Raw genomic sequence first — 24,459 nt, 5'->3', positions numbered from 1 at the left:
CCCACGGTGGTCTCGGTCGTCATCTGGCGTCTCTCCCTTGATCGGTCGATCAGCCGTTATTTGTACAGTCCCAGCCGGTCGTGGCGGCCGGGCGGCACCTCCGAGCACACCCGCCCGACCACCACACCCCCAGGGCCGCTCCGGCAGGCATGACGAGGCGACACACAGGGGTTCGGAGCAGCGCCATGGCCGCTGCACCGCCCCGGGTCACCCGCCGCCGCTGCCCTCATGGCGACCGACGGCGGGGGGTGTCCCCATTGAACTGTTAGTCCGCCCAAAAATCAACGGACCATTTTATTCTGACCGAGATTTGTCGGCGTAATGTGGCGCTGACCAGTAAGGACGGTGCGTTTTCGGACCGACCCAGGTCGTCGCGCATCGCCGCAGCGTGCTAAAAATGGGCGCAACAAGCGCCCAAAATTTCGGGAGGTAGCTGGGTTGTCTGACACAGTTGGATCGGCACTGCTCCGCCGCTACATCGGGCGCCGACTGGTGGCGCTGCGTCTGCACGCTGGCTTGACCCAGGAGGTCGCCGCCCAGCGGCTTCAGCGTGCGCGGGCCACCCTCGGCCGAATGGAAGAGGGACACGAGGGAGTCCGGTTCCGGGACTACGAGGTCCGAGCGATCCTGGACCTGTACGGAGCCTCCGAGAAGGATGTGCAGCTCCTCCTGGCGCTCACGGCCGAGACCCGCAACGGACGACGCAAGTCCTGGTGGCACGACTACACCGAGACGGCGCTGCCGGAATGGTTCGGGCTGTACGTCTCCCTGGAGGACTCCGCCGAAGCCATCCGCCAGTACGAGCCCGAGCTGGTGCCCGGCCTGCTCCAGACCAGGGCCTACGCCGAGCAGGTCACCCGCGTCCCGGCTGGCCACATCCCCGAGGATGAGAGCGAACGCCGCGTACGGGTCCGGATGGAACGGCAGTCACTCCTGCACCGGCACCGGCCGCCGGCACCGCAGCTCAGCGTCATCCTCAACGAATCGGTGCTACACCGCATCGCGGGCAACGAAAAGATCATGGCCGATCAGTTCACGCACCTGCTCGACCTGACGGGCCAGGCGACAGTCTCGATCCGCATCCTGCCGTTCGCCGCTGGACTACACGGCGGAATGGCCAGCGCCTTCACACTCCTCGACTTTCCGCGAGACCCCCACACGAGCGAGTTGCTGGAGCCACCGCTGGTGTACGTGGACACCCTGACCGGAGCGATGTACCTCCACAAACCCGACGAGGTCGCCGCGTACGAACTCGCGTGGCGCGATCTCGTGGACCGAACACTCGACGAGGAGTCGTCGAGAAGAATGATCAACTCTGCACTGAAGGGACTTCACAATGACTGACCTGACCGGCGCCAAGTGGCGCAAGAGCACCCGCAGTGGCAACGGCGGCAACTGCGTGGAAGTCGCGACCAACCTCCACCCGACCACCGGGATCGTGGCCGTACGCGACAGCAAGGACACCAGCGGCCCTTCGTTGATCTTCACCGCCGCCGACTGGCGAACCTTCATCAAAAACGCCCAGTCCCTGTAACCCGGAACGGCGGTCGGACGCCGACCCGGGAACAGGCCATCGACAACCAGCACAGTATCGCAGACGGTAGCCGGCATCAGCGGTGTCGGCTACCGACGTCTCCGCGTTGCTCAACATCAGTCCGTCCGTGACGCTGGCGGTGGTGACCGGCGTGCGCCGCGTCTACCTGCCGCTCCGGCATCCTCACCCGGCCGCTCCTTGAGGGCCCTGGGAGTGTCTGCCCGTGATGCCGGCGGCATCATTAGCCTGGGCCCTTCGTTAAGGGCGGTCCACATCGTGGATCATGAAAGGAAAGGTGCCTTCTGACCTGGGAAGATAGGACTTGCTGAGGGTCTCATCTATCCCGAGGGAAGGCACCTGTCAGGTGAAGAGTACCGGAACACGACCGAAGATCATCGTCAGTAGCGATGGACGTGGCGTGGTCGGCCACGCGGGTGCCCGTTTGCTGGCCGACATCGCGGACGTAACCGGGTTGACCGGCGGGTTCAGCGAGGCCCTGGCCAGGCTGCGGCAGCGGCAGGGCGGGCATGACCCGGGTCGGGTCGCCGTGGACCTCGCGGTGATGATCGCCGACGGTGGTGAGGCGATCAGCGATCTGGCGGTGCTGCGGGACCAAGCGGGGCTGTTCGGCGCGGTCGCCTCGGATCCTACCGCGTGGCGGGTGCTGTCTGGTGTGGATGATGCTGTTCTGGCCAGGCTGCGGATGGCCCGCGCTGCCGCGCGGGAGTTGGCGTGGGCGCAGTCGGCCGAGACCCGCGACGGGCTGCCGGTGTCGATGGCGGCTGGTGCGCCGGTGTCTGGGCTGGTGCTGGATCTGGACGCCTCGATCGTGATCTGCCACTCGGAGAAGGAGCAGGCGTCCAAGACGTGGAAGAAGACCTTCGGATATCACCCGTTGTTCTGCTTCCTGGACAACACCCGGGAGGCGTTGTCCGGGCTGCTGCGCGCCGGGCGGGCGGGGTCGAACACCACCGCCGATCACATCAGCGTTCTCGACGACGCCCTGGCGCAGATCCCCGACGTCCACCGGTACGGCACCGACATCCTCGTCCGCTCGGATTCGGCCGGCTGCACGTACGGGTTCCTGCGCCATATCCGGTCGTTGCGTGAGCACGGTATGAACACGTTCTTCTCCGTCGGGGTGGCCATCGGGGAGGCGATCCGCGACGCGATCAAGCAGGCTGCGGGGCACCCCGAGCAGTGGGTACCGGCCCTGAACGCCGACGGCCAGCCACGCGACGGCGCCCAGGTATGCGAGATCACCGGCCTACTACCGGCCGACCTGCGGGCCAACTACCCCGACGGCACCCGGTTCATCGTGCGCCGGGAACGCCCGCACCCCGGCGCACAACTGTCGCTGTTCGACACCATCGAAGGCTTCCGCCACCAGGTGATGGCCACCGACACCGGCCCCGGCAACGGATCCATCCAGCATCTGGAGGCCCGCCACCGCGCTCACGCCCGCGTCGAGGACCGCATCCGCACGGGCAAGGACACCGGGTTCGGCCGCTTCCCATCCCGGGTGTTCGCCATCAACGCCGCCTGGCTGGAACTCGCCTTGTGCGCCATCGACCTGCTTGCCTGGACCCAACACCTGCTGCTCGACGGCGACCTCGCCACCGCCGAACCCAAGACACTGCGCTACCGACTGCTGCACGTCGCCGCCCGCATCACCCGCTCGGCCCGCCGCACGAAGCTGCGCATCGCCGAAGGCTGGCCCTGGGCCGACCAGCTCGTCACCGCGTTCGACCGGCTGGCCGTGCTGCCCCAGCCCGTCACCTGAACCCCAACCCCACGCCCCGACGAGTACCCCCATGGAGGAACCCGGCCACCGCGTCGGGTCCTCGCCGTGCCCATACCCCGATCGATCACCAAATGAAGATCAACAAATGCAAACAGGGCCTTGATCAACAGTTAGCGAAAGACTGAGGTTAGCGGAGCTGACCCATCCCGCCGGGTCGCCCGCGACCGACGTCGCTCTCCCTGGCGTTCGGCGCCTCTTGGCTCTAGACGGGATGGGGCCGCCAGAAAACGCTTCACGATAGGTGGTGGCGCGGTTACCCGTTTCGTCCTACGGTGCTGGGGCAGCGCACGTTTGGCGCCACAGCCGGGTACGTCTGCGATCTGATGCGGAAGGGACTGTGCGGTATGACGCGATCGTTGCCGAGGGTGGTTGCCCCGTTGTTCTCGCCCGCGGCGCTACTGCCGATGGGTGAGCCTGGCGGGGTGAGCTATCCGATGGCGCATGTGCCGGGTCGGCGTCGCCCGTATGGGGCGAGTCTGGCGGTGCCGATGCCGGTGCAGGGTAAGCACCACACGACCGCCACCTCTCCGCGCACGAACATGGCGACGGAGACGTCGTCTGACGGCAAGGTACGCCGTGACAGTCAGGCCGACACCGGTTCGGACAGCTAGCGGGTGGGCCGCCGGGGCGTGACGTCCAGGGACACGGTCCTGGTCTTGACCAGCGCGGGGGATCCGACGGCGGAGGCGGTGGTCGGCGCGTTGACGCGGGTCGGGGCCACCATCGCCCGGTTCGACACGGGTGACTTCCCACTCGGGTTGGGGTTGTCGGCGACAACCACGGCGGCGGGCGGCTGGGCCGGGTCGGTGTCCGGCGCCTGGGGTGCGCTGGACTTGGAGCGGGTTGGGTCGGTGTTCTACTGGCGTCCGACCAGTTTCCGGCTGCCGTCGGGGATGTCACCCGCCGATGAGGTGTGGGCGGCTGTCGAGGCCCGCCACGGCTGGGGTGGGCTCCTGGCGAGCCTGGATGCGCGGTGGGTCAACGATCCGGTCCGTAGTGCCGCCGCCGAGTACAAGCCGTTGCAGCTGTCGGTGGCCGCGCGGTGCGGGCTCGCGGTGCCGCGCACGCTGGTGAGCAACGTGCACACCGATGCGGTTGACTTCGCCCGCCAGGTTGGGGGTCCGGTGGTGTGTAAACCGTTGTCGTCACTGGTGTTCGGCGAGGACGGCGAGGAGCCGACCAAGACCTACACCACGATCATCGATCCCGCGTCGGTCGACGCGGACGGGTTCGCGATGACTGCGCACCTGGTGCAGGAGTACATCGACAAAGCCTACGAGGTCCGGGTCACGGCGGCCGGGAAGACGCTGCTCGCGGTGTCGATCCGCTCGTCCTCGCCGGCGGGACGGGTGGACTGGCGCGCCGACTACGACTCGCTCACCTACGGCCGGGTCTCCGTGCCCGAGGCGGTGGCGTCGGGCATCGACCGGTTCCTGGCCCAGATGGGCCTAGCCTACGGGGCGTTCGACTTCGCCGTCACCCCATCCGAGCAGTGGATCTTTCTGGAGTGCAATCCGGTGGGCCACTGGTTGTGGCTGGAACACGAGATCGGCGCCCCCATCGCTGACGCCATCGCGGAGCTGCTGCTGCAAGGAACACGGGAATGACGTGGCAGCGGCACGCGGACGGACTGGCCGACGCTCTGACCCGCGCTGGGGCCCTGACTCCTGGCTGGCGTGCGGCGTTCGCCCAGACTCCCCGACACATCTTCGTCCCCCACTTCTACCTCGATGACGACAGCAGCAGCCGGGTCGACGCGGACACTCCGGCCGGGCTCGCCGCGGTCTACGCCGACGAGTCGCTGGTCACGCAGGTCGCCCCGCACCCGGGGGGCGGCTTCACGGTCCCCACCAGTTCGTCGACTCGGCCGAGCCTGATGGCGCGGATGCTGGACATGCTCGACGTCGCCGACAACACGACGGTCCTGGAGATCGGCACCGGCACCGGCTACAACACCGCCCTGCTGTGTCACCGGCTCGGCGACCGGCAGGTGACCAGCGTCGACATCGACCCCCTGCTCGTCGAGACCGCACGCACACGGCTGGCCAGCCTCGGCTACCACCCGCACCTAACCGCAGGAGACGGCGCAGGCGGCGTGCCCGCCCGCGCCCCGTTCGACAGGATCATCGCCACCGCGGCGGTCACCGCCATCCCCCCGACGTGGATCACCCAACTCGCCGACCGCGGCAGGATCGTGGCCGACATCCGCGGCGAGCTGGCCTCTGCGCTGATCGACGCCGACAAAACCGGCCCCCACCAGGTACGCGGCCGGTTCCACGACACACCCGGGCACTTCATGTGGCTGCGCGCCCGCGCCGCGCACCCCCTCCGCAACGGCACCGACCCGACCACCGTGTTCGACTTCACCGACCCAGAACACGCCACCACCGACATCCCCGCCGCCGCGTTCACCGACCGCAGCTTCCGGTTCCTACTCCAGACCGCCCTGCCCGACCTCGGCCCCATCAGCGGCCACCTACCAAACGGCGACGACGGCGTGTTCCTCCACACCGAGGACTGCTCCTGGATCCAGTACCGGCCCGGCCGGGACACCGCCACCGTCACCTACGGCGGCCCCCGACCACTGTGGCCCACCGTCAACGACACCTGGCACCGCTGGCACCGCTGGCACCGCCCCACCATCGACCGGTACGGCATCACCGCCCACGACGACGGCCGTCACCACATCTGGCTCGACCACGACCACACCAGCATGACCAACGTCACCACCCGGCCACCGAACCGGCCTGCGCCAGCGCACGTGATGCCTGCGGCATCACCTGATCGCCGCCAGGCAGGAGACCACCCCGACGGCGAGGAAGAGGACTGAGTCCACCTTCGATCAATCCCCTTGGCGGCCGTTCCACCGATCGGGGGTCCACGTTTTTGTCGGACCCCTCCGCTACCGTGTGCGGTGGCAGTTGTCCGCCGCCGCACTCCGAACCTGCACCCGAGCGCCCACGCCGCTGGCGCAGGTGATGAGGACAAGCCGTCTCCGACGCAGCGCGACCAGCACCAACCCGCAGGCCATCGTGATCACGAGCGTGCGGAGAGCGTGGGACTCCGCACCGCCCGAGGAGTTCACGATGACGACCAGCAGCAGCTCCGATCGGTCCCGCCGCCGCGAAATCCGCACGCGGATGGCCGAGACCGGCGAGTCCTACACCGCCGCCGGCCGTGCCCTCGCAGCCGCCGACTCCGCCACCGCGACGATCGATCCGGTGCTGCTCGCGCCGTATCCGGACGAGACCAACATCGAGGTCGACGAGCTGGGCTGGCGGGTTCTGCCCGCCGACGCCACCCCGCAGCAGCGCGCCCACGCCGAGGCGTACTGGCGGCCCGTGAATCCGGACCGACCGTGCCGCTGCGCCGGATCGTGCCGGCACGCCACCCAGTGCGACTTCTACGACCACCCCGATCAACGGTGCCGTGGCCTGCTCATGCACGTCGACCGGTACCCCGGCCACCTGTTCGCCGTCGACATCCCTGCTTCAACGCAGCCCCGCAACGATCCACAGAATCGAAGCCGGCGACCACCGGATCAAGTTCCGGGACATCGAGGTCAAGGCCATGTGCGAGCTGTACACGGCCAGCCCCGAAGACTGCGACGAGCTACTCGCGCTGGCCGCCGAGACGCGCACCAACGGCGCGAGCGCGTGGTGGCACGACTACACCAACACCAGCCTGCCGAGCTGGTTCGGACTCTTCGTCCGGCTCGAAGCGAGCGCTGAGCGCATCCGCCAGTACGAGCCAGAATCGATTCCCGGCCTGCTCCAGACTCACGAGTACGCCCGCGAGGTCACCCGGGTCCCGCAGGGACTCATCGATGAGCAGGAAGTCGACCGTCAAGTCGACTTCCGCATCGAACGGCAACGACTACTCACCGACCCGCGCCCACCCCACCTGTCGGTCGTGTTGAGCGAGGCGGTACTACGTCGCACGGTGGGTGGCCCCGCGGTGATGGCCGCCCAACTCCAGCGCCTGCTCGATGCAACCCGCTCGCCCAGCGTGACGCTGCGGATCCTCCCCTTCGCCGCGGGCGTGCACGGCGGGATGACATCAGCCTTCACAGTCCTGGAGTTCCCCACCATGCCAGGCACCTCCGGCCCGCTGGAACCACCACTGGTCTACGTCACAGCCTCACCGGCGCTCTCTACCTGGACAAGCCCACCGAGGTAGCGGCCTACGAACTGGCCTGGCGCGACGTGACCTCACGAGCACTCGACGAGAAGGCGTCGAGGACGTTCATCACCGCAACGATGGAGGCATTTACCCGTGGTTGATACGACGACCGCCAAGTGGCGCAAAAGCAGCCGAAGCGGCAACCAGGGCAACTGCGTCGAAGTAGCCGACAACCTGCTCGACGTCGTTGCCGTCCGCGACAGCAAGGACCCCGATGGACCAGTGCTGGTCTTCACTCCGACGTCATGGGCCGCCTTCACCGAAGGACTCCACCGCGAGACTCCATAGAACGCTTCCGCACCTGAGGCTGTGCTGAACTGACTTCGGGGTGGCAGCCGGCCGGCTGCCACCCCGAAGTCGTAGGGCCCGTGGCGGTCCATCAACGTGTTCGCCGGAGACAGGAACCGCATCGTCAGCACTCACGGCAACGCAGAGATCATCGCCAGGTACTGGCCCGAGGAAGCACCAGAATGATCATCACACCTGCATGCTCCCGCGACGCCCACGTGATCATGAGCTGGCGGCGCGAACGCGTCGCTTGGCTGGCCGCCCGAGGCGAAGAACGGTGGTGCATCCCGCTGCCGCGCTCCGCCGTGGCCCCGACCGGCCTGGCGTCCGTATACTGATCGAGTCGACCACGGACCTCGACCAATCGATCCGGCGGTCGGCGCCGAGCCGGTCCAGGATCGCCTCCTGCAGCTCCAGCCAGAACCCGGCTGCGGTCCACTGACCGAACCGCCGATTCGCGGTAGCCCGGATAGCCCCGAAACAACACCTCCGGCAGCTTCCACCAGGAACAACCCGCCTGGGGCACGCACACACGATCGCGGCCAACGCCGTCCGGTCGTCCACCCGCCGCCGACCACCCTGCCTACAAACCGGCGCGGGCCGGATCAACAGCGCCGCTATCCCCCAGAGATCATCCGGCGCCAAGGCACGGATCATTGAGGCTTATTCAGCGAGCATTCGATAGAAGTGTAGGCCGATGACGCAGGAGATGGTTTCGGTGAAGGTCTCCAGCGGCCTGCGGTAGTCGGTGTGCATGATCCGCCAGGTCTTGAAGTTCGCGATCACCTGCTCGACAATCCAACGAATTCTATTGACCTGATGATTGTATTCTTTCTGCCACTCCGTGAGTTCACCGCCCTGCGGCTTCTTGTAAGGAGTGATCATGTCGTTTCCGACGTAGCCCTTGTCGCCCACCCAGTTCGCGGGATCGAGGGTGACGAGGGCGCCGGATTCGTTGATCGAGTGGGAGTCGTGGCGGTTGCCGGTGACCGGATCGGAGATCCAGACGAGCCTGCCATCGAGTGTGCAGCACACTTGTACGCTCATTCCGGTAATCTTGTGTTTCCCCGAGAATAGCTCCTTGCAGGACCGCCACGACCAGCACGGTAACAGGGTGCCGTCCACCACGTACTGCACGTGCGGGCTCAGATCGCCGGCCACCGGCACGCACTCGGTCAACGCCCGTTTGATCAAGGGTGTGACGCGGGCGATCGCCCGGGAAATCGTCGACTGGGAGACGCCGAAGGATTCGGCGATCTCTGCTTGGACCCGATTTCTTCGCATATAGGTCAGCGTAACAACGACGGAGCGGTAAAGGCCGAGAATTGGAGGCCAAGGCTTCGCGTCCGCACCTTCGGCGGCTGCGTTCACAAGGATGCACAGGTCGCGGATCTGATTTCGGGTGAGCCCGGTGGTATGATACAAGTTCGGCGGTTCGCTTTTCGTGTGGTGCTGTGTGGAACTTCATCCTACTAAAAGCGGACCGTCTTCCATTCTTTGGGTTCCACTATGCATTCTTGGAGCCTCGCTGAATAACCCTCATTGCCTCACACACGAAAGCAGATCATGCTCCAGCCAAAACAACCCTCCAAATAAGACACAACCAAATCAGGAACTTTCGGGCGCAGGACGGAGATACATGTGGTATTCCTCGACGCCGCCGTGGCGAGCTAAGTCGTCCTCGTTGAGCCGGCCATTCGGCGACTGCTGTCTCAGCTCATTGATGCGTCGCACGGCAGTTTCCCGGCTGCGATGGTAGACATCGACCTCATACGGGCCGGGGCCGCTCGGAAGCGTGATCGCTGTCGCCTGTCCTGTCACATCGCCGAGGCGTAGCTCGCCGCTGGGGCAGGCGAGTCGCAGGCCGTGAACGATCTGCCACCAAGTCGTGTCCGAGGGCGGAGAGTCCGACACCGTTGCATGGACGGCGAGGCGGTCCTGCGCGCAGCAGACGTAGACCTCGTAGCCGGTACTCGCGGCGACATCCCTGCGTGCTGCGGCGATCGCTGCAGCCGAGTTTACGGCGGCGTCGTGCTCTGGATCGCGGAGGGTGAAGAAGGCGTAGTCCGGAGTGAAGGTTAACTGGGCCTCCACGAATCTTCTCCCATCTTGGAGGGTTATTCAGCGAGGCTCCAAGAATGCATAGTGGAACCCCAAGAATGGAAGACGGTCCGCTTTTAGTAGGATGAAGTTCCACACAGCACCACACGAAAAGCGAACCGCCGAACTTGTATCATACCACCGGGCTCACCCGAAATCAGATCCGCGACCTGTGCATCCTTGTGAACGCAGCCGCCGAAGGTGCGGACGCGAAGCCTTGGCCTCCAATTCTCGGCCTTTACCGCTCCGTCGTTGTTACGCTGACCTATATGCGAAGAAATCGGGTCCAAGCAGAGATCGCCGAATCCTTCGGCGTCTCCCAGTCGACGATTTCCCGGGCGATCGCCCGCGTCACACCCTTGATCAAACGGGCGTTGACCGAGTGCGTGCCGGTGGCCGGCGATCTGAGCCCGCACGTGCAGTACGTGGTGGACGGCACCCTGTTACCGTGCTGGTCGTGGCGGTCCTGCAAGGAGCTATTCTCGGGGAAACACAAGATTACCGGAATGAGCGTACAAGTGTGCTGCACACTCGATGGCAGGCTCGTCTGGATCTCCGATCCGGTCACCGGCAACCGCCACGACTCCCACTCGATCAACGAATCCGGCGCCCTCGTCACCCTCGATCCCGCGAACTGGGTGGGCGACAAGGGCTACGTCGGAAACGACATGATCACTCCTTACAAGAAGCCGCAGGGCGGTGAACTCACGGAGTGGCAGAAAGAATACAATCATCAGGTCAATAGAATTCGTTGGATTGTCGAGCAGGTGATCGCGAACTTCAAGACCTGGCGGATCATGCACACCGACTACCGCAGGCCGCTGGAGACCTTCACCGAAACCATCTCCTGCGTCATCGGCCTACACTTCTATCGAATGCTCGCTGAATAATCCTCTTGGACGTCTACGTCGGCTAGGGCCCCGAGCCGGAGCGCTTGGTGCTCTGGGCGGGCTCGGGGCCGGCCGATTCCCACTATGTCAGAACGGTGACGAGGAAGGCGTCGCGGTCGAGCAGCCGGTTGGCCCCGTAGAAGTTCGCCAGATGGGTGCCGCCCTGCTGATTGTGCGTACCGTCGATCGGTCGGGCCGAGCCCTGCCACAGGCTTGTGTCACTCGCGCCCTCGCCGATTGTTGACGTCCACGATCCCTCATACGTGGACTGGAACGGATACTCGTCGCACTGCAGTCCGCCGGTCGTGTAGTCCGTTCCCCAGACGTCCCCACAGATCTCGACCGACGCGCTGTGGTTGCGCCCTCGGAGGGTGGAATCCATCAGGCGGTGCAGCGGTCGGTCGGCGCTGCCGCCGGGGACGCTCTTGCCTATGCGGCTGGGGAACGTACGCTCCGGGTATTGCAGCGCGTCGCGCACGTGGCGGGCCTCCTGCAGGTGGTCGCTGCCGGCGCGCATGCTCAACTCCAGCGTGGGCACGTAGTCGGTGAAGACGGTTCCGTGGTACTTGCCGTTACCCAGTGCCGTTCGGGCGGAGTCGAAGCGGACGGAACTGAGAGCGCTGTTCTCGCTGTAGGGTATGGTGCGTCCGTCTCGGTATTCGACGAGCACCTCGAACTGGGCTAGGAGGTCGACCGTCTGGTAGGGGGGCGCTCCCGTATCGTTCGGTGAGGTGGCCGATATCGACGCCATGTGGGGCACTCCGAACCAGCCGGGGATGTTGTCGGAGCGGGATGTCGCCCCGGAGCAGGTCACATTTGATGTCTGGCACCCTGACATAGTCACGGTGAGATAGCCGATCTCCGCGTTGAGCTGCTGGGAGATTCCCACGTTCTCCAGGCTGGCAAGGTAGTCGACCCGGCGGCTGCCGTCGTAGGCGAACCCGAGGACCCACAGGTCGTACTCGACGCGTCCGAGGTATTCGCCGGTGTCGCGGTAGAGGTTGAGCGACCGGTCGTAGTGGTGGCACAACTCGAACCTGCTACGCGCCCAACCCCGTAGTGATGCCGCTTCGGCCGGGTGGGCCTCGCAGTCGGTTCTGAAGTCGTCTGCCATAGTGGCCAGTGCGCTAGGCCTATGAGTCGGGGTCGCCGAAGCCGGTGCAGGCAGGGCGACAGCAGCGATGATTACCAGTACGCAGGCCAGCGCCTTGACCACGCTGGCCGAATGCCTCTTCATGCCGTTTTCTCCCTCAGCTTTCGCAACGTGCTACGCCATGGATCGGCAGGTGTCGCCCAGGCAGACGTGCAGCAGCCCTCCAGTGTCCGCGCGGAACGCCGCTCGATAGCCGCTGTAGAGCTTCCCGTCGGATGCTCGGCGATCCTTGACCCTGTCGTCGCCGCTGAGGACCAGGATGGTGTCGTCGGCCCTGACGCCGTGGATGGCTTTCCCGGTCGCGGCGGTGTATGCCCCGGCGCGGATGTTTGCGGCCCGCGCCGGTGCGAGGTCTTCCCCTGTGCTGCCGGCCAGCAGGCGGTCCACCAGGTCCTGTACTCGCTTCGGCCGCTCGACGTGGTCTCGCTGCCGGCGGTCGCCGGCGTCTAGGCCGTTGCAGATGGCACGGGCGGCGACGCACTCTGCCAGCCCCGGGACGGTGCGCAGGCATGACGCGCCTGCGGCCTGTGACTGCAGGCAGTCGGCCAGCGCGGCCTGGTCTACTCCGTTTACGAAGCCTTCACCGACCTGGCGGGGGGCGGGGTCTGGAAGCGCAAGGGTCGTGCCCTGCGGCTTTTCGATCGTGAAGTGGTCGACCTCCAGGACGTTGTTGCCTTGGCGGGTTGCCAGGGTGTGCTGGTAGCACTCCGGCGGCTCTGCGATTCCGCCGTACGATGGGTCATTCGGCGGGGCATGGCAAGCGGCGTTGGCGAAGATGCCACTTTCGCCCACGTATATGCGGCGGAACACTTCGTTGGTGGTCATGATTTGTGGGCGGTTCTGGAAGCCTGTGGCGAGAACAATCTGGCCATCGAAGTACGAGTAGATCCCATTCTCGATGTAGTTGGCTCGACCGCCCTCTGCCGCCGTAGTCGTCCCGACAACGTTAAAGTCGAAAAATATGTCCCATTGCCCCTCGTCGTTTGCCAAGGTCATGTACGTGTGGGTCATACCGTTGGCGGCATCTCCACCAGGTTCCGTCGCCAGGCTGTGCCACTCGTAGGACTTGTCGCTGCTTTCCACCCAGTAGGCGGTGTGGGTAGTCGAAGCCGTGAGATCGTCGTAATCGGCCTGCCAGCCCATCTCGAAGTATTCCGACGCCGTATCCTCACCGGAGTCTCTCGAGGTCTTCCACAACATGAAGTTGGACAGGCGGTTGTAGTCGGGGCCAGTGAACTGAACGGGCTGATGCTTCCAGGTTCCGATCAGGCCCTTGATGCGCTCGGTTGGCCGAAGACACAGTACGGTGTGAGGGCCTTCCTCGCAGTCGAGCACTCCGTACCGGATTTTCCATAGTTGGCTGCCAAAGCTGTAGCAGGTCCATACATCGACGTCGGCACCGTCATCGGGTAGGGCGACGTCGAGGCAGCGGTTGTCCCGCATGCTGCGGAGCGTGTAACCGGGGTAGGTGGGCTCCGCTGGCGTGTACCAGTACTGGTGGGTCACCGAGGCGCAGGTGGCGAGGTGCACTACGGCGCCACTCACGTCGCCGCCGCTAATCGACTTTTCCAGGCACAGGTCAGATGCCGCGTTTCGGATCCGGTAAGTCGTCTCGGGCGCTGGACCCCCGACCGATACCCTTTCGAACGTCCAACGCTGCATCGCGACGGCGGCACCAGTGCCGACTTGATAGTTCACCGCCTTCACGCGAGTACCGGTGGTGGTGGCAAGCACGCCGAGGACTCTGCCGTCGCCTTCAGTGGCTTGCCCCAAAGCTAAGGGATCGGAGACGCCCGCCCTTGCTGATCCTGCTGTAGTGATGACTCCTGCCATGGAGACCATCAGCGCGACGAATGTCGCAACAAACAGCTTCCACCGCCTTCGACGCAAGACAAGTGCGCCGTTCTGCATAGCCGGATCCTTTCCGAACAGGACCGGTACGCAACTGCATTCGTTCAGCAGGCACCGGCCGGCCGATGGATGGAGTGACCCATAGGAGTGCCTGAGACCCGGAGGGTCATTCAAAACCCGGGTGCGGCGGTTCTGAAGATCTCCAGGGCGGTGGCGGTGCGTAACACGTCGGGGAAGTCGGTCATGATCCGGTGGTAGCCGGTCTTGAGGATCTTCCAGTTCTTCAGATGACTGATGGCGCGTTCGACGGCGGCGCGGAGCCGGTTGACGCTGTAGTTGTACGCCTTTTGCTGGGCGGTCAGTTCCCCACCGGGTGGTTTCTTGTGCGGGGTGATCGGGCCGGTGCCCTGGTAGCCGCCGTCGCCGATCATGCCTGGTCCGTCGGTGAGGTGGCTGGCCCAGCGTTCGGCGATGCCGGAGATGAAGAACGCCGCCGCGTCGTGGCGGGCGCCGTTGACGGGTTCGCCGACGTCGGCGACGCGGCCATCGAGGTTGGCGATGACCTGCACGTTCTGCCCTGACAGGTGTTTCTTGCCGGAGAACAGTCCGTGGTAGGACTCGCGTTCGCCGACCGGGGCGACGAACCCGTCAACCAGCACACCGTCACGGCGGGTCTGCTCCAGGCGCTGGTCGACCTCAGGACGGGTGACCCAGCGCAGGATCGGCTGCAGGATCTGGTGATAGCGGGTGATCGTGGCCTGCGAACAGCCGAACACCTCGCCGAGGACCTCGTCGGGCATGTTGTGCCGGAGTCCGAACAGCACCGCGATCACCGCCGTGGCCAGCGGCAACACGTGCGGACGCCCGACCGGCGGCTTCTCCCACTCATCGCCCACGATCTCGCGAACCCGGCCGATCAGGTCAGCGAGCCGGTCGGTCGGGAGTCCTGTCATACTTTCACAGCGCAGCGGCTGACCCTCGATCAACTTCCACACAAAGCTGATCTATCGGATCCCAGCCGCTGCGTCTACTCCGGACAGTCAACCCGGGTCACGGGCACCCTCGAACCTCACTCAACGTGACATCCATGGGTGTCGACCGAGTTTTGAATGGCCCTCCCGCTGTTTCGGATCACAGATCTCCCCGCATAGATCGCGATGGCTTGATCGTCCAAGACGATCTATGGGTGGTCAACAACATTCCGTGTTGGGAATCTCACTCCTGGTAGGCATTGATAGATGCCACCATGGGGTGGTACTGACGTAATGGCGGCGCGACACTTCCGCCCAGGAGCACCTCGTCCGGGCTCGATGCGGACGGGCCCGGGGATCCGGAGCCTCCCTGGTGGCAGCTCGTCTTTGGTAGTAATGGCGTCCGGCGCTGCTCTCGTCCCGCCCGGGCTCGCGGCCTCTTCTTTAGCTGCTCGGCGGTGACGGCGAGGTTTGTTGGCGTGGGCCACGAGAGCTTTGGTCGCGGTGACGGCGGCACCGCCGAAGCCGGTACATGACCAATACATGACCAACCAAGCTCACTGCGTAGCGGCAAAGATGCCGCACCCCGGCAAATGCGGGCAAATGCGGCAGGATTACTAACTAATCAAACAGCTGGGAATTAGGCCTGGGGAACCGAAAAGCGAAGGAGCGCGAAGTGCAGCCGAGAGGATTGGGATCCTGTCATCCCCTAGCTCACCTTGACACTCCCGCGCCAACCGGATAGCCTCTCTTATATTAGTGGCCTACGCCGATAGCCCGCTAACGCGTCGCACAAAATCGCGAACCTGAGTGCCTGCACCCAACGCTTTGACTCGAGGTGACTAATGCGGACACTTCGTCGGATTGGACTGAGTGGAGCTGGCGCGACCGGCATTGCAATGGCCGCATTGTTCATACTTGCCCTGCTCATCCAGACTGCGGCCTATTCATCCCTATACGTGCAAGCGCCGTCGGCCACATCGTATGAAGCGCTGACGCGTCTCGTGCTGCGGTATGGCTCTGTTTCTATGTGGGCGTTCGTCGTCGGTGCCGGGGCAGTTGCTATTTCAATATTGGCGACATGGCTCGAACTTCGCCACCACAGGTCGAAATTGCCGTCGGCAACTCTGCGCTGGTCCGTCATCTTTGGGCTTGGCTTTCTTTCCTATCTCGTCTACCTGGTCTGGCAGAGCGCGTCTATATCCGATCTTCAGGGGAATGTGCTGAGAGACGCATCGGCAAAGCCCTCGGCCCCTGACGTCACAGCGGCAATAGAGTTGGCCAAGGGGTGGCCATACCCGCTCGTAGGCCCTCTTGGCATTGCTCTTGGCGTTGCTTGGGCAGCGATTCACGTCCGCCTGATCTCTGTGATCGGGTCAACCAACAGCGAAAACCGCTCGTAGCCTGCTCCGACAAGTCAGCGCCCGAACCGGAATCGCTATGGCTGTCAGCCTCGATGATTCGCGCCTGACGCCGGCTCCTTCGGCCCGGCACGTCTGGTCGCTGTTGGTCGATGTGGCCTGGTTCCGGGCATGGTGGCGGGCCGTCTGTCGCGGCGGCGGGCGTGGTCTCCTGGGGTCCTCCGGGTTGTTGGGACGGTGGCTGAGCGGGGTCAGCCGGGGGCGGGGATGGCCGTGATCCGGTTGAACGCGGTGGTGATCTGTGCGGCCCAGGGCCAGGTGGCGGGGATGCGCAGCCAGCGGCGGCGTTGGCCGTGCACGAGGCGGGCGGCGGTGTGCAGGATCCGGTAGCGCAGTCGTTTCGGTTCGGCCTTGGCCAGGTCGCCGTTGAGGCCGATGAGCTGCAGCCAGGCGATCAGGTCGACGGCGATCGCTGCAGCCGTGCACCAGGCGGCGTTGATGGCGAACTCGCGGGAGGGTAGCCGACCCAGGCCGGTGTCCTTGGCGCAGCGGATCCGGTCCTCGACGCGGGCATGGGCCCGGTGCCGGGCCTCCAACCACTGCAAGACACCTGTCGGGGTGTTGGTGACGAACGCGGTGTAGCGCCAGCCGTCCCGGTGCTCGAACAGGGTCAGTTGGGCGCCGGGATGGGGGCGTTCCCGCCGGACGATGACCCGCATCCCGGCCGGCCAGCCGGGCAGAGGCAGCAGGCCGGTCAGTTCGGCGACGGCGGCGCCGTCACGGACACCACCGTCGGCGTCGATCGCCGGCGACCACGCCTCGGCGGGCAGGGCGGTGATGGCGGCGCGTTCGGTCTCGCCGATCGACCAGCCGAGGGAGTACTCCACCCGCCGGCCGCGCTTGCTGTCCTGCTCGTGAAGCCAGTCGAGCACGGCGTGGGTGGCCGCGGCGGAGTCACCGCGGATGAGCAGGTGCCGGCGGTGTTGCGCGGGGACCTGCGCGATGGCTTGGGCGAGCACGTCGAGGTGATCGGCGGCCGTGTTCGCGCCGGCGTTGCCCGGCCGCAGCTTCACCGCGAGCAGCTCGGCGGTGTTGTCGCAGGTCACCAGGATCGGATGGAACCCGTAGCTGTGCTTGTAGGTGGCCGCGGCGCCTTCCTTGTCGCTGTGCGCGATCACGATCGTGGGGCTTGTAGAGAGATCTGTGTAACGGATTGAGGTGAATATCCGTTATGGCCGGTAGGAGCCGGTCGGCGCAGATAGGACAAGTGTGATGACTATGTCGATGATCAACCCGCAGGACCAGGACCTGGTGGACACCGACGAGCTGCGTGGGTTGCGGGAACGGCTCTCCGCTGACGGGCCGAGGCTGCCCCTGGCCGAGCCGGTACTCGACGAGGAAGCCGCGAAGCGGGCCGCCCGGAAGGCGGTCGCGGACCTGGTCGACGATCAGGCGATGGACGCGGTGTTGGCGCAGATCAAGGGCGACGGGCTGCGGTTGACCGGGCCGGGTGGGTTCCTGTCCGAACTGGTCAAGGCCGTGTTGGAGCGTGGGTTGCGGGCGGAGTTGACCGAGCATCTCGGCTACGGCAAGCATGATCCGTCCGGTAAGGGGTCGGGGAACTCGCGGAACGGGCACACGCCGAAGACGGTGCGGACCGAGGTCGGACCTGTCGAGGTGAAGGTGCCGCGGGATCGGGCGGGCACGTTCACCCCGGTGCTGCTGCCGAAGAACGCCCGCCGTCTCGGGGGCCTGTCGGATGTGGTCATCTCGTTGTACGCGGGTGGGATGACGGTACGCGACATCTCCCACCATCTGCATCGGGTGTACGGCACCGAGGTCGGCCCGGACACCATCTCCACCATCACCGACGAGGTCCTCGACGAGGTGAAGGCGTGGCAGACCCGGCCCCTCGATGAGGTGTATCCGATCGCCTACGTCGACGCGCTGATGGTGAAGGTCCGTGACGGCGGCACGGTGCGCAACAAGGCCTGCTACCTGGTCGTCGGTGTCGGCGTTGACGGGGTCAAGCACGTCCTCGGGATCTGGGTCCAGCAGACCGAGGGCGCGAAGTTCTGGATGCAGGTCTGCACCGAACTGCGTAACCGGGGCGTACGAGATGTCCTCATCGCCTGCTGCGACGGGCTCACCGGCCTACCCGAGGCGATCGAGGCCGTCTGGCCGCACACCACCGTGCAAACCTGCGTGGTGCACCTGATCAGAGCGGCGATGCGGTTCGTGTCCCACAAGGACCGGCGGGCGATGGTCACCGCCCTCAAGGACATCTACACCGCGCCCACGGTCGAGGCCGCCGAGACCGCCCTGCTCGCCTTCGCCGACAGCCCTCTCGGCAAGCGGTACCCCGCCGCGGTCGCCGTCCGGGAACGCGCCTGGGACCGCTTCTGCCCGTTCCTGGCCTTCCCACCCGAGGTGAGGCGGATCATCTACACCACCAACGCGATCGAGTCGTTCAACTACCAGATCCGCAAAGTGATCAAGAACCGTGGACACTTCCCCACCGACGACGCCGTGGTCAAACTGATCTGGCTGGCCATCGCCGATATCGAGGACAAACGCGCCCGCCAACGCGCCGCCGAGGCCGGCAAGCCCCGCACCCAGGCCCGACAGGCACCGCCCCGTCTCGTCGAGGGCGCCGGCGTCCACGGCTGGAAGCAGGCCCTCAACTCCCTCGACATCTTCTTCCCAGGCCGTATCCCCATCGATGTCCGATAGTTAGACAGAGTAGGGCGTTACACAGACAATCGGACAGGCTCGGCGGGCGTGTCCGTCGCCGAGGGCGAGTAGCGCGCCGTGGCGGTAGACCGGCAGGTAGAGGGTGACACCGGGACGTAGCTCGGGGGTGTCGAGGTTCCCGCCATGCGTGTCGGGGACGATGGTGGAGCGGGCCTCGAAACCGGCGGGGGCGACGCCCACGGTCCCGAGCATCGGGTCCAGCGGCAGGTCCACGGTGTAGCCGCCGGTGCGGGGGCGGTAGCGCACCACCCCGGCCGTGGTGTCGATGTCGTACAGCCACACCCGCTCCTCCAGCGGCGGCTGCAACATCGCCGTCGTGTGGGTGCCGGTCAGCGCCCCGAAGTGCGGGAACGTGCTGGACACCCCGATCGCGGCGGGCTCCATGGACAGGAAGTGCACGGCCAGGGTGTCACCGGGGTCGGCATCCTCAACGAAGAACGGACCGGTCACCGGGTTCAGGTACGGCAACTCGCACACCCGGGACGGCAGGTCCTCCACGCCGCGGACGCGGCCGCCGAAACAGTCCTGCGTGCGTGTGGTCAGCACGTCACCGGGTTTGAGGTGGACGACCGGCATGCGGGCGCCGAACGTGTACGCCACCTCGTCGGGGGTCGGGAGATACAGCTGGGTGGTCACGGTCACACTCCTTCGCGGATGCGCTCGGTGCGCGGTGCGGCGATGGTGGTGGGCAGCGTCGGGCGGCGCCCGGCCGCGTACAGGCCGATCAGGACGAGGACCCCGAGACCGAGCCAGACGAAGCCGAGGCGCTGGGCGGCCACGTTCGCGTGCCAGACGACCAGGCCGATGATGGTCACGCCGCACACGGGCATCAGCAGGTGCGCGAGCAGGTTGCCGCTGCGCACGCGGATGATGTAGTGGACCACCACCGACACATGCAGGGCGCCGAACGCGACCAGCGCCCCGAAGTTGATCAGACTGGCGAGCAGTTCGATGCCGTCGTCGCGGTGGTGCATGTAGAGCCCGAGTGTCAGTGACACGGCGGCGACGAGCAGGATCGCGTTGGTCGGCACGGCATGTTTGCGGGATACCCGCGCCAGGAAGGCGGGCAACTGCCGGTCGCGTGCCATCGCGTACAGCAGCCGGGAAATGGCCACCTGCGCCACCATCGAGTCCGGCAGCCCCCACGCGATCGCGGTCGCGACCGCGCACAGCACGGCCAGCCACGGCCCCGCGGCCACCTCCGCCGCCGCGTAGAACGCGGTGCCGTCCGGATCCCCTGTTGCGCCCCGGGTTAGATGGAGACATCGAAACCTGGAGGAACACCAGCGATGCCCGCACCGAAGAAGTACCCCGACGAGCTGCGTGAGCGTGCGACCCGGTTGGTCCTTGAGGCCCGTCGGGATCCGGCCGGCGCGGTCGGCGCGGTCCGGCGGATCGCCGACCAGCTCGGAGTCCACCCAGAGGCGTTGCGGACGTGGGTGAAGAAGGCCGAGACCGACGCCGGTGAGCGGCCGGGCGCGACCAGCAGCGATGCCGAACGCATCGCGGCCCTCGAACGGGAGAATCGTGAGCTGCGGCGGGCGAACCAGATCCTGAAGTCCGCGGCGTCTTTCTTCGCGGCCGAGCTGGACCGGCCGTCGCGATGAGGGTCGCGTTCGTCGACTCGCAGCAGGAACAGCACGGTGTCCAGTCGGTCTTGCGGGTGTTGGAAGACACGCCGGCACAGATCGCACCGTCGACCTACTACGCCACCAAGACCCGCCCGGTCAGCGCCCGTTGCCGGCGCGACGAGGAACTGACCGCGCTGATCAAGCGGATCCACGCCGAGAACTACGGCGTCTACGGCGCCCGCAAGATCTGGCACGAGCTGCACCGCCAGGGCGTCGAGGTGGCCCGGTGCACGGTCGAGCGGCTGATGCGCGCCGCCGGGCTGCGCGGGTTGCTGCGTGACAAGTCGCCGCGCACGACCCGGCCCGCAGCCGAGACCGGTCGGCCTCGTGACCTGGTCAAACGCGACTTCACCGCCGTGCGGCCGAACCAGCTGTGGGTCGCCGACCTGACCTACGTGCGCACGGCCGTGGGCTGGGCGTACGCCGCGTTCGTCCTCGACGTGTACTCGCGCATGATCGTCGGCTGGCAGGTATCCACGTCGCTCTACACCGACCTCGCGTTGGACGCGTTGAAGATGGCGATCTGGCGGCGCGAGCATCAGGGCGCTGAACTGGGCGGACTTGTGCATCACTCGGACCGGGGAGTCCAGTATCGAGCGATTCGCTACAGCCAACGACTCGCCGAGGCCGGCGCCGTCGCCTCGGTCGGGTCCAAGGGCGACTCGTACGACAACGCGATGGCCGAGGCGTTCAACTCCCTGTACAAGGCCGAACTCGTCCGCAACCGAGGTCCGTGGCGCGGGCTCGACGACCTGGAGATGGCCACCGTCGAGTACATCGACTGGTACAACAACCGCCGGCTGCACGGCGAACTCGGACACACCCCACCCGCCGAACACGAGGCCCTACACGCGATGACCCACCCGGTCACCGCACCCCTGGAAACCAGCTAACCAACTCTCCACCAAACCCGGGGCTTGACAGAGCGGCCGGCATGACACAGGAGGCATTCGGACGCGCCGCCGGCTTCAGCGCTTCCCACGTAAGTGCAGTCGAAGGCGGCACACGCGCTCTCACCCTGGACTTCATCCGGGGCGCGGACCGGGGCCTCAGCAACGGCGGCATGTTCGAGCGCATGGTGGAGAAGCTGGGCGCACCGTCGTGGTTCCTGCCTTGGCTGGACGCGGAGCGCACCGCGACGCAACTCCGCTACTTCGAGCCGAACCTGATCCCCGGGCTGTTGCAAACCGAGGCGTACGCTCGCGCTGTGCTGCGGCTTGACCCGAAGTTGACGGATGATGAGGTGGACCGCCGCGTAGCGGGACGCATCGAGCGGCAGGCGATCTTCTCACGCGAGAATCCGCCCCAGGTCGTCGTGGTCATGGACGAAGGCGCGATCCGGCGCGCTGGCGAGGGCTCCAAAAAACTGATGAGCGAGCAGTTGCTGCACCTTGTAGCCTGCGCGGATCTACCGAACGTCAGTGTTCACGTCATCCCGACGGACGTCGGTCTTCACGCTGGCCTGTCCGGTCCCCTGTCGCTGGCCCGCATGCCAGACGGCAGTTGGGTGGGGCACTTGGAGAACCAACTCGGAGGCGACGTTGTAAACCGCCTGGCGGACCTAGATACACTCTTCGACCGGTGGGAGAGCGTCCGCAACGAGGCGCTATCGCGGCGACAGTCCCTCGAGTTGATAAAGGAAGTAGCAAACAAATGGACCTAACTGGCGCGCAGTGGAGGAAGTCCACCCGTAGCGGCACAAGCGGCGGCAACTGCGTCGAGGTTGCCGACAACCTGCCTGGTGTGGTGGGTGTCCGGGACTCGAAGGACCGGACCGGGCCGGCGCTGGTGTTCGGCCCGACGGCGTGGCGGGCGTTCGTCGGCTTCGCCAAGTCGACTAGCTGACGCTTGCCTCCCGCTGAGTAGTGGCCACCCCTGGCCGGGGTGGCCGATTGGCGTTCGCCCAGCGGCGAGCACGAAAGGCCCGGCTCCCCATTCACGGGAGCCGGGCCTTCACTCTTTCCGCGTCAGCGCGGGCGACCCCGCACCAGCGCCCAGAGTCCACAGGTTCGTCGCCTTGGCCTTCGCTTGCGTGTACTTGCCGCACGCCCCGTGTCGCCCGCAGACGACGCAGTGGCCGCGCGACGAGCCGGCCATGCTGTGTGCGTACGCGGGGTGGCCGCACCCCTCGTTGCTACAGAAGCCGAAGCCGCCGCCCGAGCGTTCCCCGGCGGCGCCGCCGAGCCCCTTGACCTTCACGACCCCCCACTTCGAGGGATCGCCCGGGAGTAGTGTGCCCTGCCACCTGGCGCCGAGAGATGTGGCCTCGGCCCCACTGGCGAACGGACCGAACGTGACGGCGTTCCCGTCGGCGTTCACGACCAGGACGTACCAGTCCCGGAACCAGAGCAGATCCGCGACGCTCAGGATCACCTGCGCGGCCCCACCCACCCGGCGCGTCGCGCAGTCACCGGCCAAGATCCGCGCACCTGTCGGGCGTTGTTGTCGCCGGCCCGGCTGGGGCCGCTCGTCCCCAAGACGGCGCGGATCTTGGCCGGCGGCGGAGCGGGGTGCGGAAGAACGCGAACGTGCGGCGTGTCGGGGCGGTCGGACGTGCCCGGTTGGCGGGGAGTGGGCGGCAACGGGTGAGTCGGGATCACGTGGAGAAGACGGCGGGAGGGGGCGGGCGGAGAGCCCGGACGACGGCGTCGGCGAGCGGCGCCAGGTCGGCCGCGTCGAGCGGGCTGACGGTGAGCCGGACGGCCGGCTCGGCGCCGATCCGGTGGAGCGCGCCGGGTGCGACCGCCCAACCCGCGTCCCGGAGGGCGGTCACCACGCTGGTCTCGTCGGACACCGGCAGCCAGATGTTGATCCCGCTGCGGCCTCGGGCCGGCACGCCCCGAACCGCCAACTCGGCGAGCAGTCCGGCGCGGCGGCGTTCGTAACTCTCGCCGGCCTGGGTCACCAGCGCGGCCACCGCCGGGTCGGACCACAGGTCGAGAACCAGGCGTTGCAGCACGGTGGACACCCAGCCGGCACCGGCCCGCAGCCGACCGGCCACCCGGGCCACCGTCGCCTCGTCGCCGGCCAGCACGGCCAGCCGTAGGTCCGGCCCGTACGGCTTGCTGGCCGAGCGGACGAAGGCCCAGCTCGGGGTCACGCCGGCGAGCGGGTGCAGCGGGACACGGGCCAGCTCGGCGGCGTGGTCGTCCTCGATCAGCAGCAGGTCGGACCGGCCGGCGAGGAGCACCCGCAGCCGCCCGGCCCGCTGGGCGGAGACCGCCGCGCCGGTCGGATTCTGCGCGCGGGTGGTGACGACGAGCGCCCGGGCACCGAGGGCGAGCGCCGCGTCGACACCTGCCTCGGTGGGCCCGTCGTCGTCGACCGGCACCCCGATCGGCCGCAGCCCGAGCGCGGCAACCAGATCGAGCAGGTTGGCCCAGCCCGGATCCTCCACGGCGACGGCGTCGCCGGGCCGCAGGTATGCGCCGAGCAGCCGCTCGATGCCGTCGAGCGCCCCGCCGGTGACGGTGACCTCCTCGACCGGCACGCCGTCCGCGGTCAGCCGCGCCCGGGCCGCCTCGGCGAGCGCGGGCAGGACGGCGCTGCTCACGTATCCGGAGGGTGGGCCGAGGTGCCCGGCGAGCGCGGCCAGGTGCGGGCCGAGCGGCGGCAGCAGCCGGGGGTCGGGTTGGCCCGACGCGAGGTCGCGGACCCCTGGGGCGGGCGCCGGCATCAGGGCCGACCGGCCGCCGACCACCGGAGGGCGGGGCCGGACGCGGGTGCCGTGCCGGCCGGCGGTCACCACCAGGCCGCGCTGGCGCAGCTCCCGGTACGCCCGGGCGACGGTGGCCGGGCTGACCGCCAGCTCGGCGGCGAGCGCCCGGACCGTGGGCAGCACGGCCCCGGCCGCGAGGTCTCCCGACCGGATGCCGGATTCCACGCTGGCCGAAATCGCGACCGCCGTGGCGCCGGTGATCTGATAACGTACTGCCACGGT

Annotated in this window: 21 protein-coding genes and 4 pseudogenes; 14 read left to right on the top strand and 11 right to left on the bottom strand. The window is 66.8% G+C overall.

Going from position 1 to position 24,459, the window contains the following annotated elements; translation table 11 throughout:
* Positions 1 to 438 precede the first annotated feature (438 nt).
* The 5 genes from QTQ03_RS27550 to QTQ03_RS27530 all read left to right on the top strand — a co-directional run bounded on the left by QTQ03_RS27550 (position 439) and on the right by QTQ03_RS27530 (position 6,168).
* A complete protein-coding gene (locus QTQ03_RS27550; protein WP_289280561.1) occupies positions 439 to 1,344 on the top strand; it encodes a helix-turn-helix domain-containing protein in 906 nt (301 codons plus the stop codon).
* A complete protein-coding gene (locus QTQ03_RS27545) occupies positions 1,337 to 1,534 on the top strand; it encodes a DUF397 domain-containing protein (protein WP_289280560.1) in 198 nt (65 codons plus the stop codon). The genes QTQ03_RS27550 and QTQ03_RS27545 overlap by 8 nt, the downstream gene beginning before the upstream one ends.
* Positions 1,535 to 1,898: 364 nt before the next feature.
* On the top strand, positions 1,899 to 3,317 hold the full coding sequence (locus QTQ03_RS27540; RefSeq protein WP_502889681.1) for an IS1380 family transposase: 1,419 nt from the start codon (positions 1,899 to 1,901) through the stop codon (positions 3,315 to 3,317).
* Positions 3,318 to 3,967: 650 nt separating this feature from the next.
* The gene (gene tgmB / locus QTQ03_RS27535) at positions 3,968 to 4,945 is read left to right on the top strand and encodes an ATP-grasp ribosomal peptide maturase (protein WP_289280559.1); all 978 of its coding nucleotides are present in this window, start codon (positions 3,968 to 3,970) and stop codon (positions 4,943 to 4,945) included.
* A complete protein-coding gene (locus tag QTQ03_RS27530; protein ID WP_289280558.1) occupies positions 4,942 to 6,168 on the top strand; it encodes a methyltransferase domain-containing protein in 1,227 nt (408 codons plus the stop codon). The genes tgmB and QTQ03_RS27530 overlap by 4 nt, the downstream gene beginning before the upstream one ends.
* 72 nt (positions 6,169 to 6,240) lie before the next feature.
* Here QTQ03_RS27530 and QTQ03_RS27525 read toward each other — a convergent pair whose 3' ends face one another.
* Positions 6,241 to 6,474, bottom strand: a complete 234-nt coding sequence (locus QTQ03_RS27525; protein WP_289280557.1) for a hypothetical protein — start codon at positions 6,472 to 6,474, stop codon at positions 6,241 to 6,243.
* A gap of 434 nt (positions 6,475 to 6,908) precedes the next feature.
* Here QTQ03_RS27525 and QTQ03_RS27520 point away from each other — a divergent pair, with 434 nt between their 5' ends.
* The 4 genes from QTQ03_RS27520 (at position 6,909) to QTQ03_RS27505 (ending at position 8,146) form a co-directional block, all read left to right on the top strand.
* Positions 6,909 to 7,517, top strand: a complete 609-nt coding sequence (locus QTQ03_RS27520; protein ID WP_353890619.1) for a DUF5753 domain-containing protein — start codon at positions 6,909 to 6,911, stop codon at positions 7,515 to 7,517.
* Complete coding sequence (locus QTQ03_RS30455; protein ID WP_353890655.1) at positions 7,496 to 7,621, top strand: hypothetical protein; 126 nt, start codon at positions 7,496 to 7,498, stop codon at positions 7,619 to 7,621. The genes QTQ03_RS27520 and QTQ03_RS30455 overlap by 22 nt, the downstream gene beginning before the upstream one ends.
* A complete protein-coding gene (locus QTQ03_RS27510; RefSeq protein WP_289280556.1) occupies positions 7,614 to 7,808 on the top strand; it encodes a DUF397 domain-containing protein in 195 nt (64 codons plus the stop codon). The genes QTQ03_RS30455 and QTQ03_RS27510 overlap by 8 nt, the downstream gene beginning before the upstream one ends.
* Positions 7,809 to 7,990: 182 nt before the next feature.
* Positions 7,991 to 8,146 carry a hypothetical protein gene (locus tag QTQ03_RS27505; protein WP_289280555.1) on the top strand — a complete coding sequence of 52 codons (156 nt, stop codon included), beginning with the start codon at positions 7,991 to 7,993 and terminating at the stop codon, positions 8,144 to 8,146.
* 325 nt (positions 8,147 to 8,471) lie between these two features.
* Here the strand turns inward: QTQ03_RS27505 and QTQ03_RS27500 are convergent, their stop codons facing one another.
* On the bottom strand, positions 8,472 to 9,233 hold the full coding sequence (locus tag QTQ03_RS27500; protein ID WP_289280553.1) for a transposase family protein: 762 nt from the start codon (positions 9,231 to 9,233) through the stop codon (positions 8,472 to 8,474).
* A gap of 183 nt (positions 9,234 to 9,416) precedes the next feature.
* Complete coding sequence (locus QTQ03_RS27495; RefSeq protein WP_289280554.1) at positions 9,417 to 9,902, bottom strand: hypothetical protein; 486 nt, start codon at positions 9,900 to 9,902, stop codon at positions 9,417 to 9,419.
* 134 nt (positions 9,903 to 10,036) lie between these two features.
* Here QTQ03_RS27495 and QTQ03_RS27490 point away from each other — a divergent pair, with 134 nt between their 5' ends.
* Positions 10,037 to 10,798, top strand: a complete 762-nt coding sequence (locus tag QTQ03_RS27490; protein ID WP_289280553.1) for a transposase family protein — start codon at positions 10,037 to 10,039, stop codon at positions 10,796 to 10,798.
* Between the two features lie 82 nt (positions 10,799 to 10,880).
* On the opposite strand, the gene QTQ03_RS27485 is transcribed toward QTQ03_RS27490, so the two are convergent.
* From QTQ03_RS27485 to QTQ03_RS27470, 4 genes and pseudogenes are all read right to left on the bottom strand, one after another.
* Positions 10,881 to 12,035 carry a NucA/NucB deoxyribonuclease domain-containing protein gene (locus tag QTQ03_RS27485; RefSeq protein WP_289280552.1) on the bottom strand — a complete coding sequence of 385 codons (1,155 nt, stop codon included), beginning with the start codon at positions 12,033 to 12,035 and terminating at the stop codon, positions 10,881 to 10,883.
* Between the two features lie 30 nt (positions 12,036 to 12,065).
* On the bottom strand, positions 12,066 to 13,862 hold the full coding sequence (locus QTQ03_RS27480) for an RICIN domain-containing protein (RefSeq protein WP_289280551.1): 1,797 nt from the start codon (positions 13,860 to 13,862) through the stop codon (positions 12,066 to 12,068).
* A 110-nt stretch (positions 13,863 to 13,972) separates the two neighbouring features.
* Positions 13,973 to 14,755, bottom strand: coding sequence for a transposase family protein (locus QTQ03_RS27475; protein WP_289277203.1), 783 nt, complete (start codon positions 14,753 to 14,755; stop codon positions 13,973 to 13,975).
* 1,630 nt (positions 14,756 to 16,385) lie between these two features.
* Positions 16,386 to 17,333 (bottom strand): annotated as a pseudogene (locus tag QTQ03_RS27470) (IS1380 family transposase); the annotation flags it as partial.
* Positions 17,334 to 17,589: 256 nt separating this feature from the next.
* Between QTQ03_RS27470 and QTQ03_RS27465 the strand changes: the two are divergent.
* Entirely contained in the window at positions 17,590 to 18,867 is a 1,278-nt protein-coding gene (locus tag QTQ03_RS27465; protein WP_502889890.1) for an IS256 family transposase, read from the top strand.
* A gap of 21 nt (positions 18,868 to 18,888) precedes the next feature.
* On the opposite strand, the pseudogene QTQ03_RS27460 reads toward QTQ03_RS27465, so the two are convergent.
* Both QTQ03_RS27460 and QTQ03_RS27455 read right to left on the bottom strand, forming a co-directional pair.
* Positions 18,889 to 19,464, bottom strand: a pseudogene (locus QTQ03_RS27460) (acetamidase/formamidase family protein); the annotation flags it as partial.
* A 62-nt stretch (positions 19,465 to 19,526) separates the two neighbouring features.
* Positions 19,527 to 20,207, bottom strand: a pseudogene (locus QTQ03_RS27455) (amino acid permease); the annotation flags it as partial.
* Here QTQ03_RS27455 and QTQ03_RS27450 point away from each other — a divergent pair.
* The 3 genes and pseudogenes from QTQ03_RS27450 (at position 20,178) to QTQ03_RS27440 (ending at position 22,364) form a co-directional block, all read left to right on the top strand.
* Positions 20,178 to 21,412 (top strand): IS3 family transposase gene (locus tag QTQ03_RS27450; RefSeq protein ID WP_502889712.1). Its coding sequence is split into 2 segments (ribosomal slippage): positions 20,178 to 20,457 and positions 20,457 to 21,412, totalling 1,236 coding nucleotides; the frame shifts between segments, so codons are not numbered across the junction. The pseudogene QTQ03_RS27455 and the gene QTQ03_RS27450 sit on opposite strands and share 30 nt — an antisense overlap.
* 32 nt (positions 21,413 to 21,444) lie before the next feature.
* Positions 21,445 to 22,182 (top strand): annotated as a pseudogene (locus tag QTQ03_RS27445) (helix-turn-helix domain-containing protein); the annotation flags it as partial.
* Entirely contained in the window at positions 22,173 to 22,364 is a 192-nt protein-coding gene (locus QTQ03_RS27440) for a DUF397 domain-containing protein (protein WP_289280548.1), read from the top strand. The pseudogene QTQ03_RS27445 and the gene QTQ03_RS27440, both read left to right, overlap by 10 nt.
* 108 nt (positions 22,365 to 22,472) lie before the next feature.
* Here the strand turns inward: QTQ03_RS27440 and QTQ03_RS27435 are convergent, their stop codons facing one another.
* Entirely contained in the window at positions 22,473 to 22,937 is a 465-nt protein-coding gene (locus tag QTQ03_RS27435; RefSeq protein ID WP_289280547.1) for a hypothetical protein, read from the bottom strand.
* A gap of 178 nt (positions 22,938 to 23,115) precedes the next feature.
* The gene (locus QTQ03_RS27430) at positions 23,116 to 24,456 is read right to left on the bottom strand and encodes an aminotransferase class I/II-fold pyridoxal phosphate-dependent enzyme (RefSeq protein ID WP_289280546.1); all 1,341 of its coding nucleotides are present in this window, start codon (positions 24,454 to 24,456) and stop codon (positions 23,116 to 23,118) included.
* Between the last annotated feature and the right edge of the window lie 3 nt (positions 24,457 to 24,459).

It is taken from the genome of Micromonospora sp. WMMA1363 (assembly GCF_030345795.1).
Lineage (GTDB): Bacteria > Actinomycetota > Actinomycetes > Mycobacteriales > Micromonosporaceae > Micromonospora.
Note: the sequence above shows the minus strand (reverse complement) of the source record. Positions and strands in the feature narration are given on the sequence as shown.

What these genes read in the sequence shown, in the direction of transcription:
- QTQ03_RS27545 (WP_289280560.1), top strand. Translation starts at nt 1,337, where the DNA reads ATGACTGACCTGACCGGCGCCAAGTGGCGCAAGAGCACCCGCAGTGGC.
- QTQ03_RS27530 (WP_289280558.1), top strand. Translation starts at nt 4,942, where the DNA reads ATGACGTGGCAGCGGCACGCGGACGGACTGGCCGACGCTCTGACCCGC.
- QTQ03_RS27520 (WP_353890619.1), top strand. Translation starts at nt 6,909, where the DNA reads ATGTGCGAGCTGTACACGGCCAGCCCCGAAGACTGCGACGAGCTACTC.
- QTQ03_RS27505 (WP_289280555.1), top strand. Translation starts at nt 7,991, where the DNA reads ATGATCATCACACCTGCATGCTCCCGCGACGCCCACGTGATCATGAGC.
- QTQ03_RS27485 (WP_289280552.1), bottom strand. Translation starts at nt 12,035, where the DNA reads ATGAAGAGGCATTCGGCCAGCGTGGTCAAGGCGCTGGCCTGCGTACTG.
- QTQ03_RS27480 (WP_289280551.1), bottom strand. Translation starts at nt 13,862, where the DNA reads ATGCAGAACGGCGCACTTGTCTTGCGTCGAAGGCGGTGGAAGCTGTTT.
- QTQ03_RS27475 (WP_289277203.1), bottom strand. Translation starts at nt 14,755, where the DNA reads ATGACAGGACTCCCGACCGACCGGCTCGCTGACCTGATCGGCCGGGTT.
- QTQ03_RS27465 (WP_502889890.1), top strand. Translation starts at nt 17,590, where the DNA reads ATGGACGCGGTGTTGGCGCAGATCAAGGGCGACGGGCTGCGGTTGACC.
- QTQ03_RS27440 (WP_289280548.1), top strand. Translation starts at nt 22,173, where the DNA reads ATGGACCTAACTGGCGCGCAGTGGAGGAAGTCCACCCGTAGCGGCACA.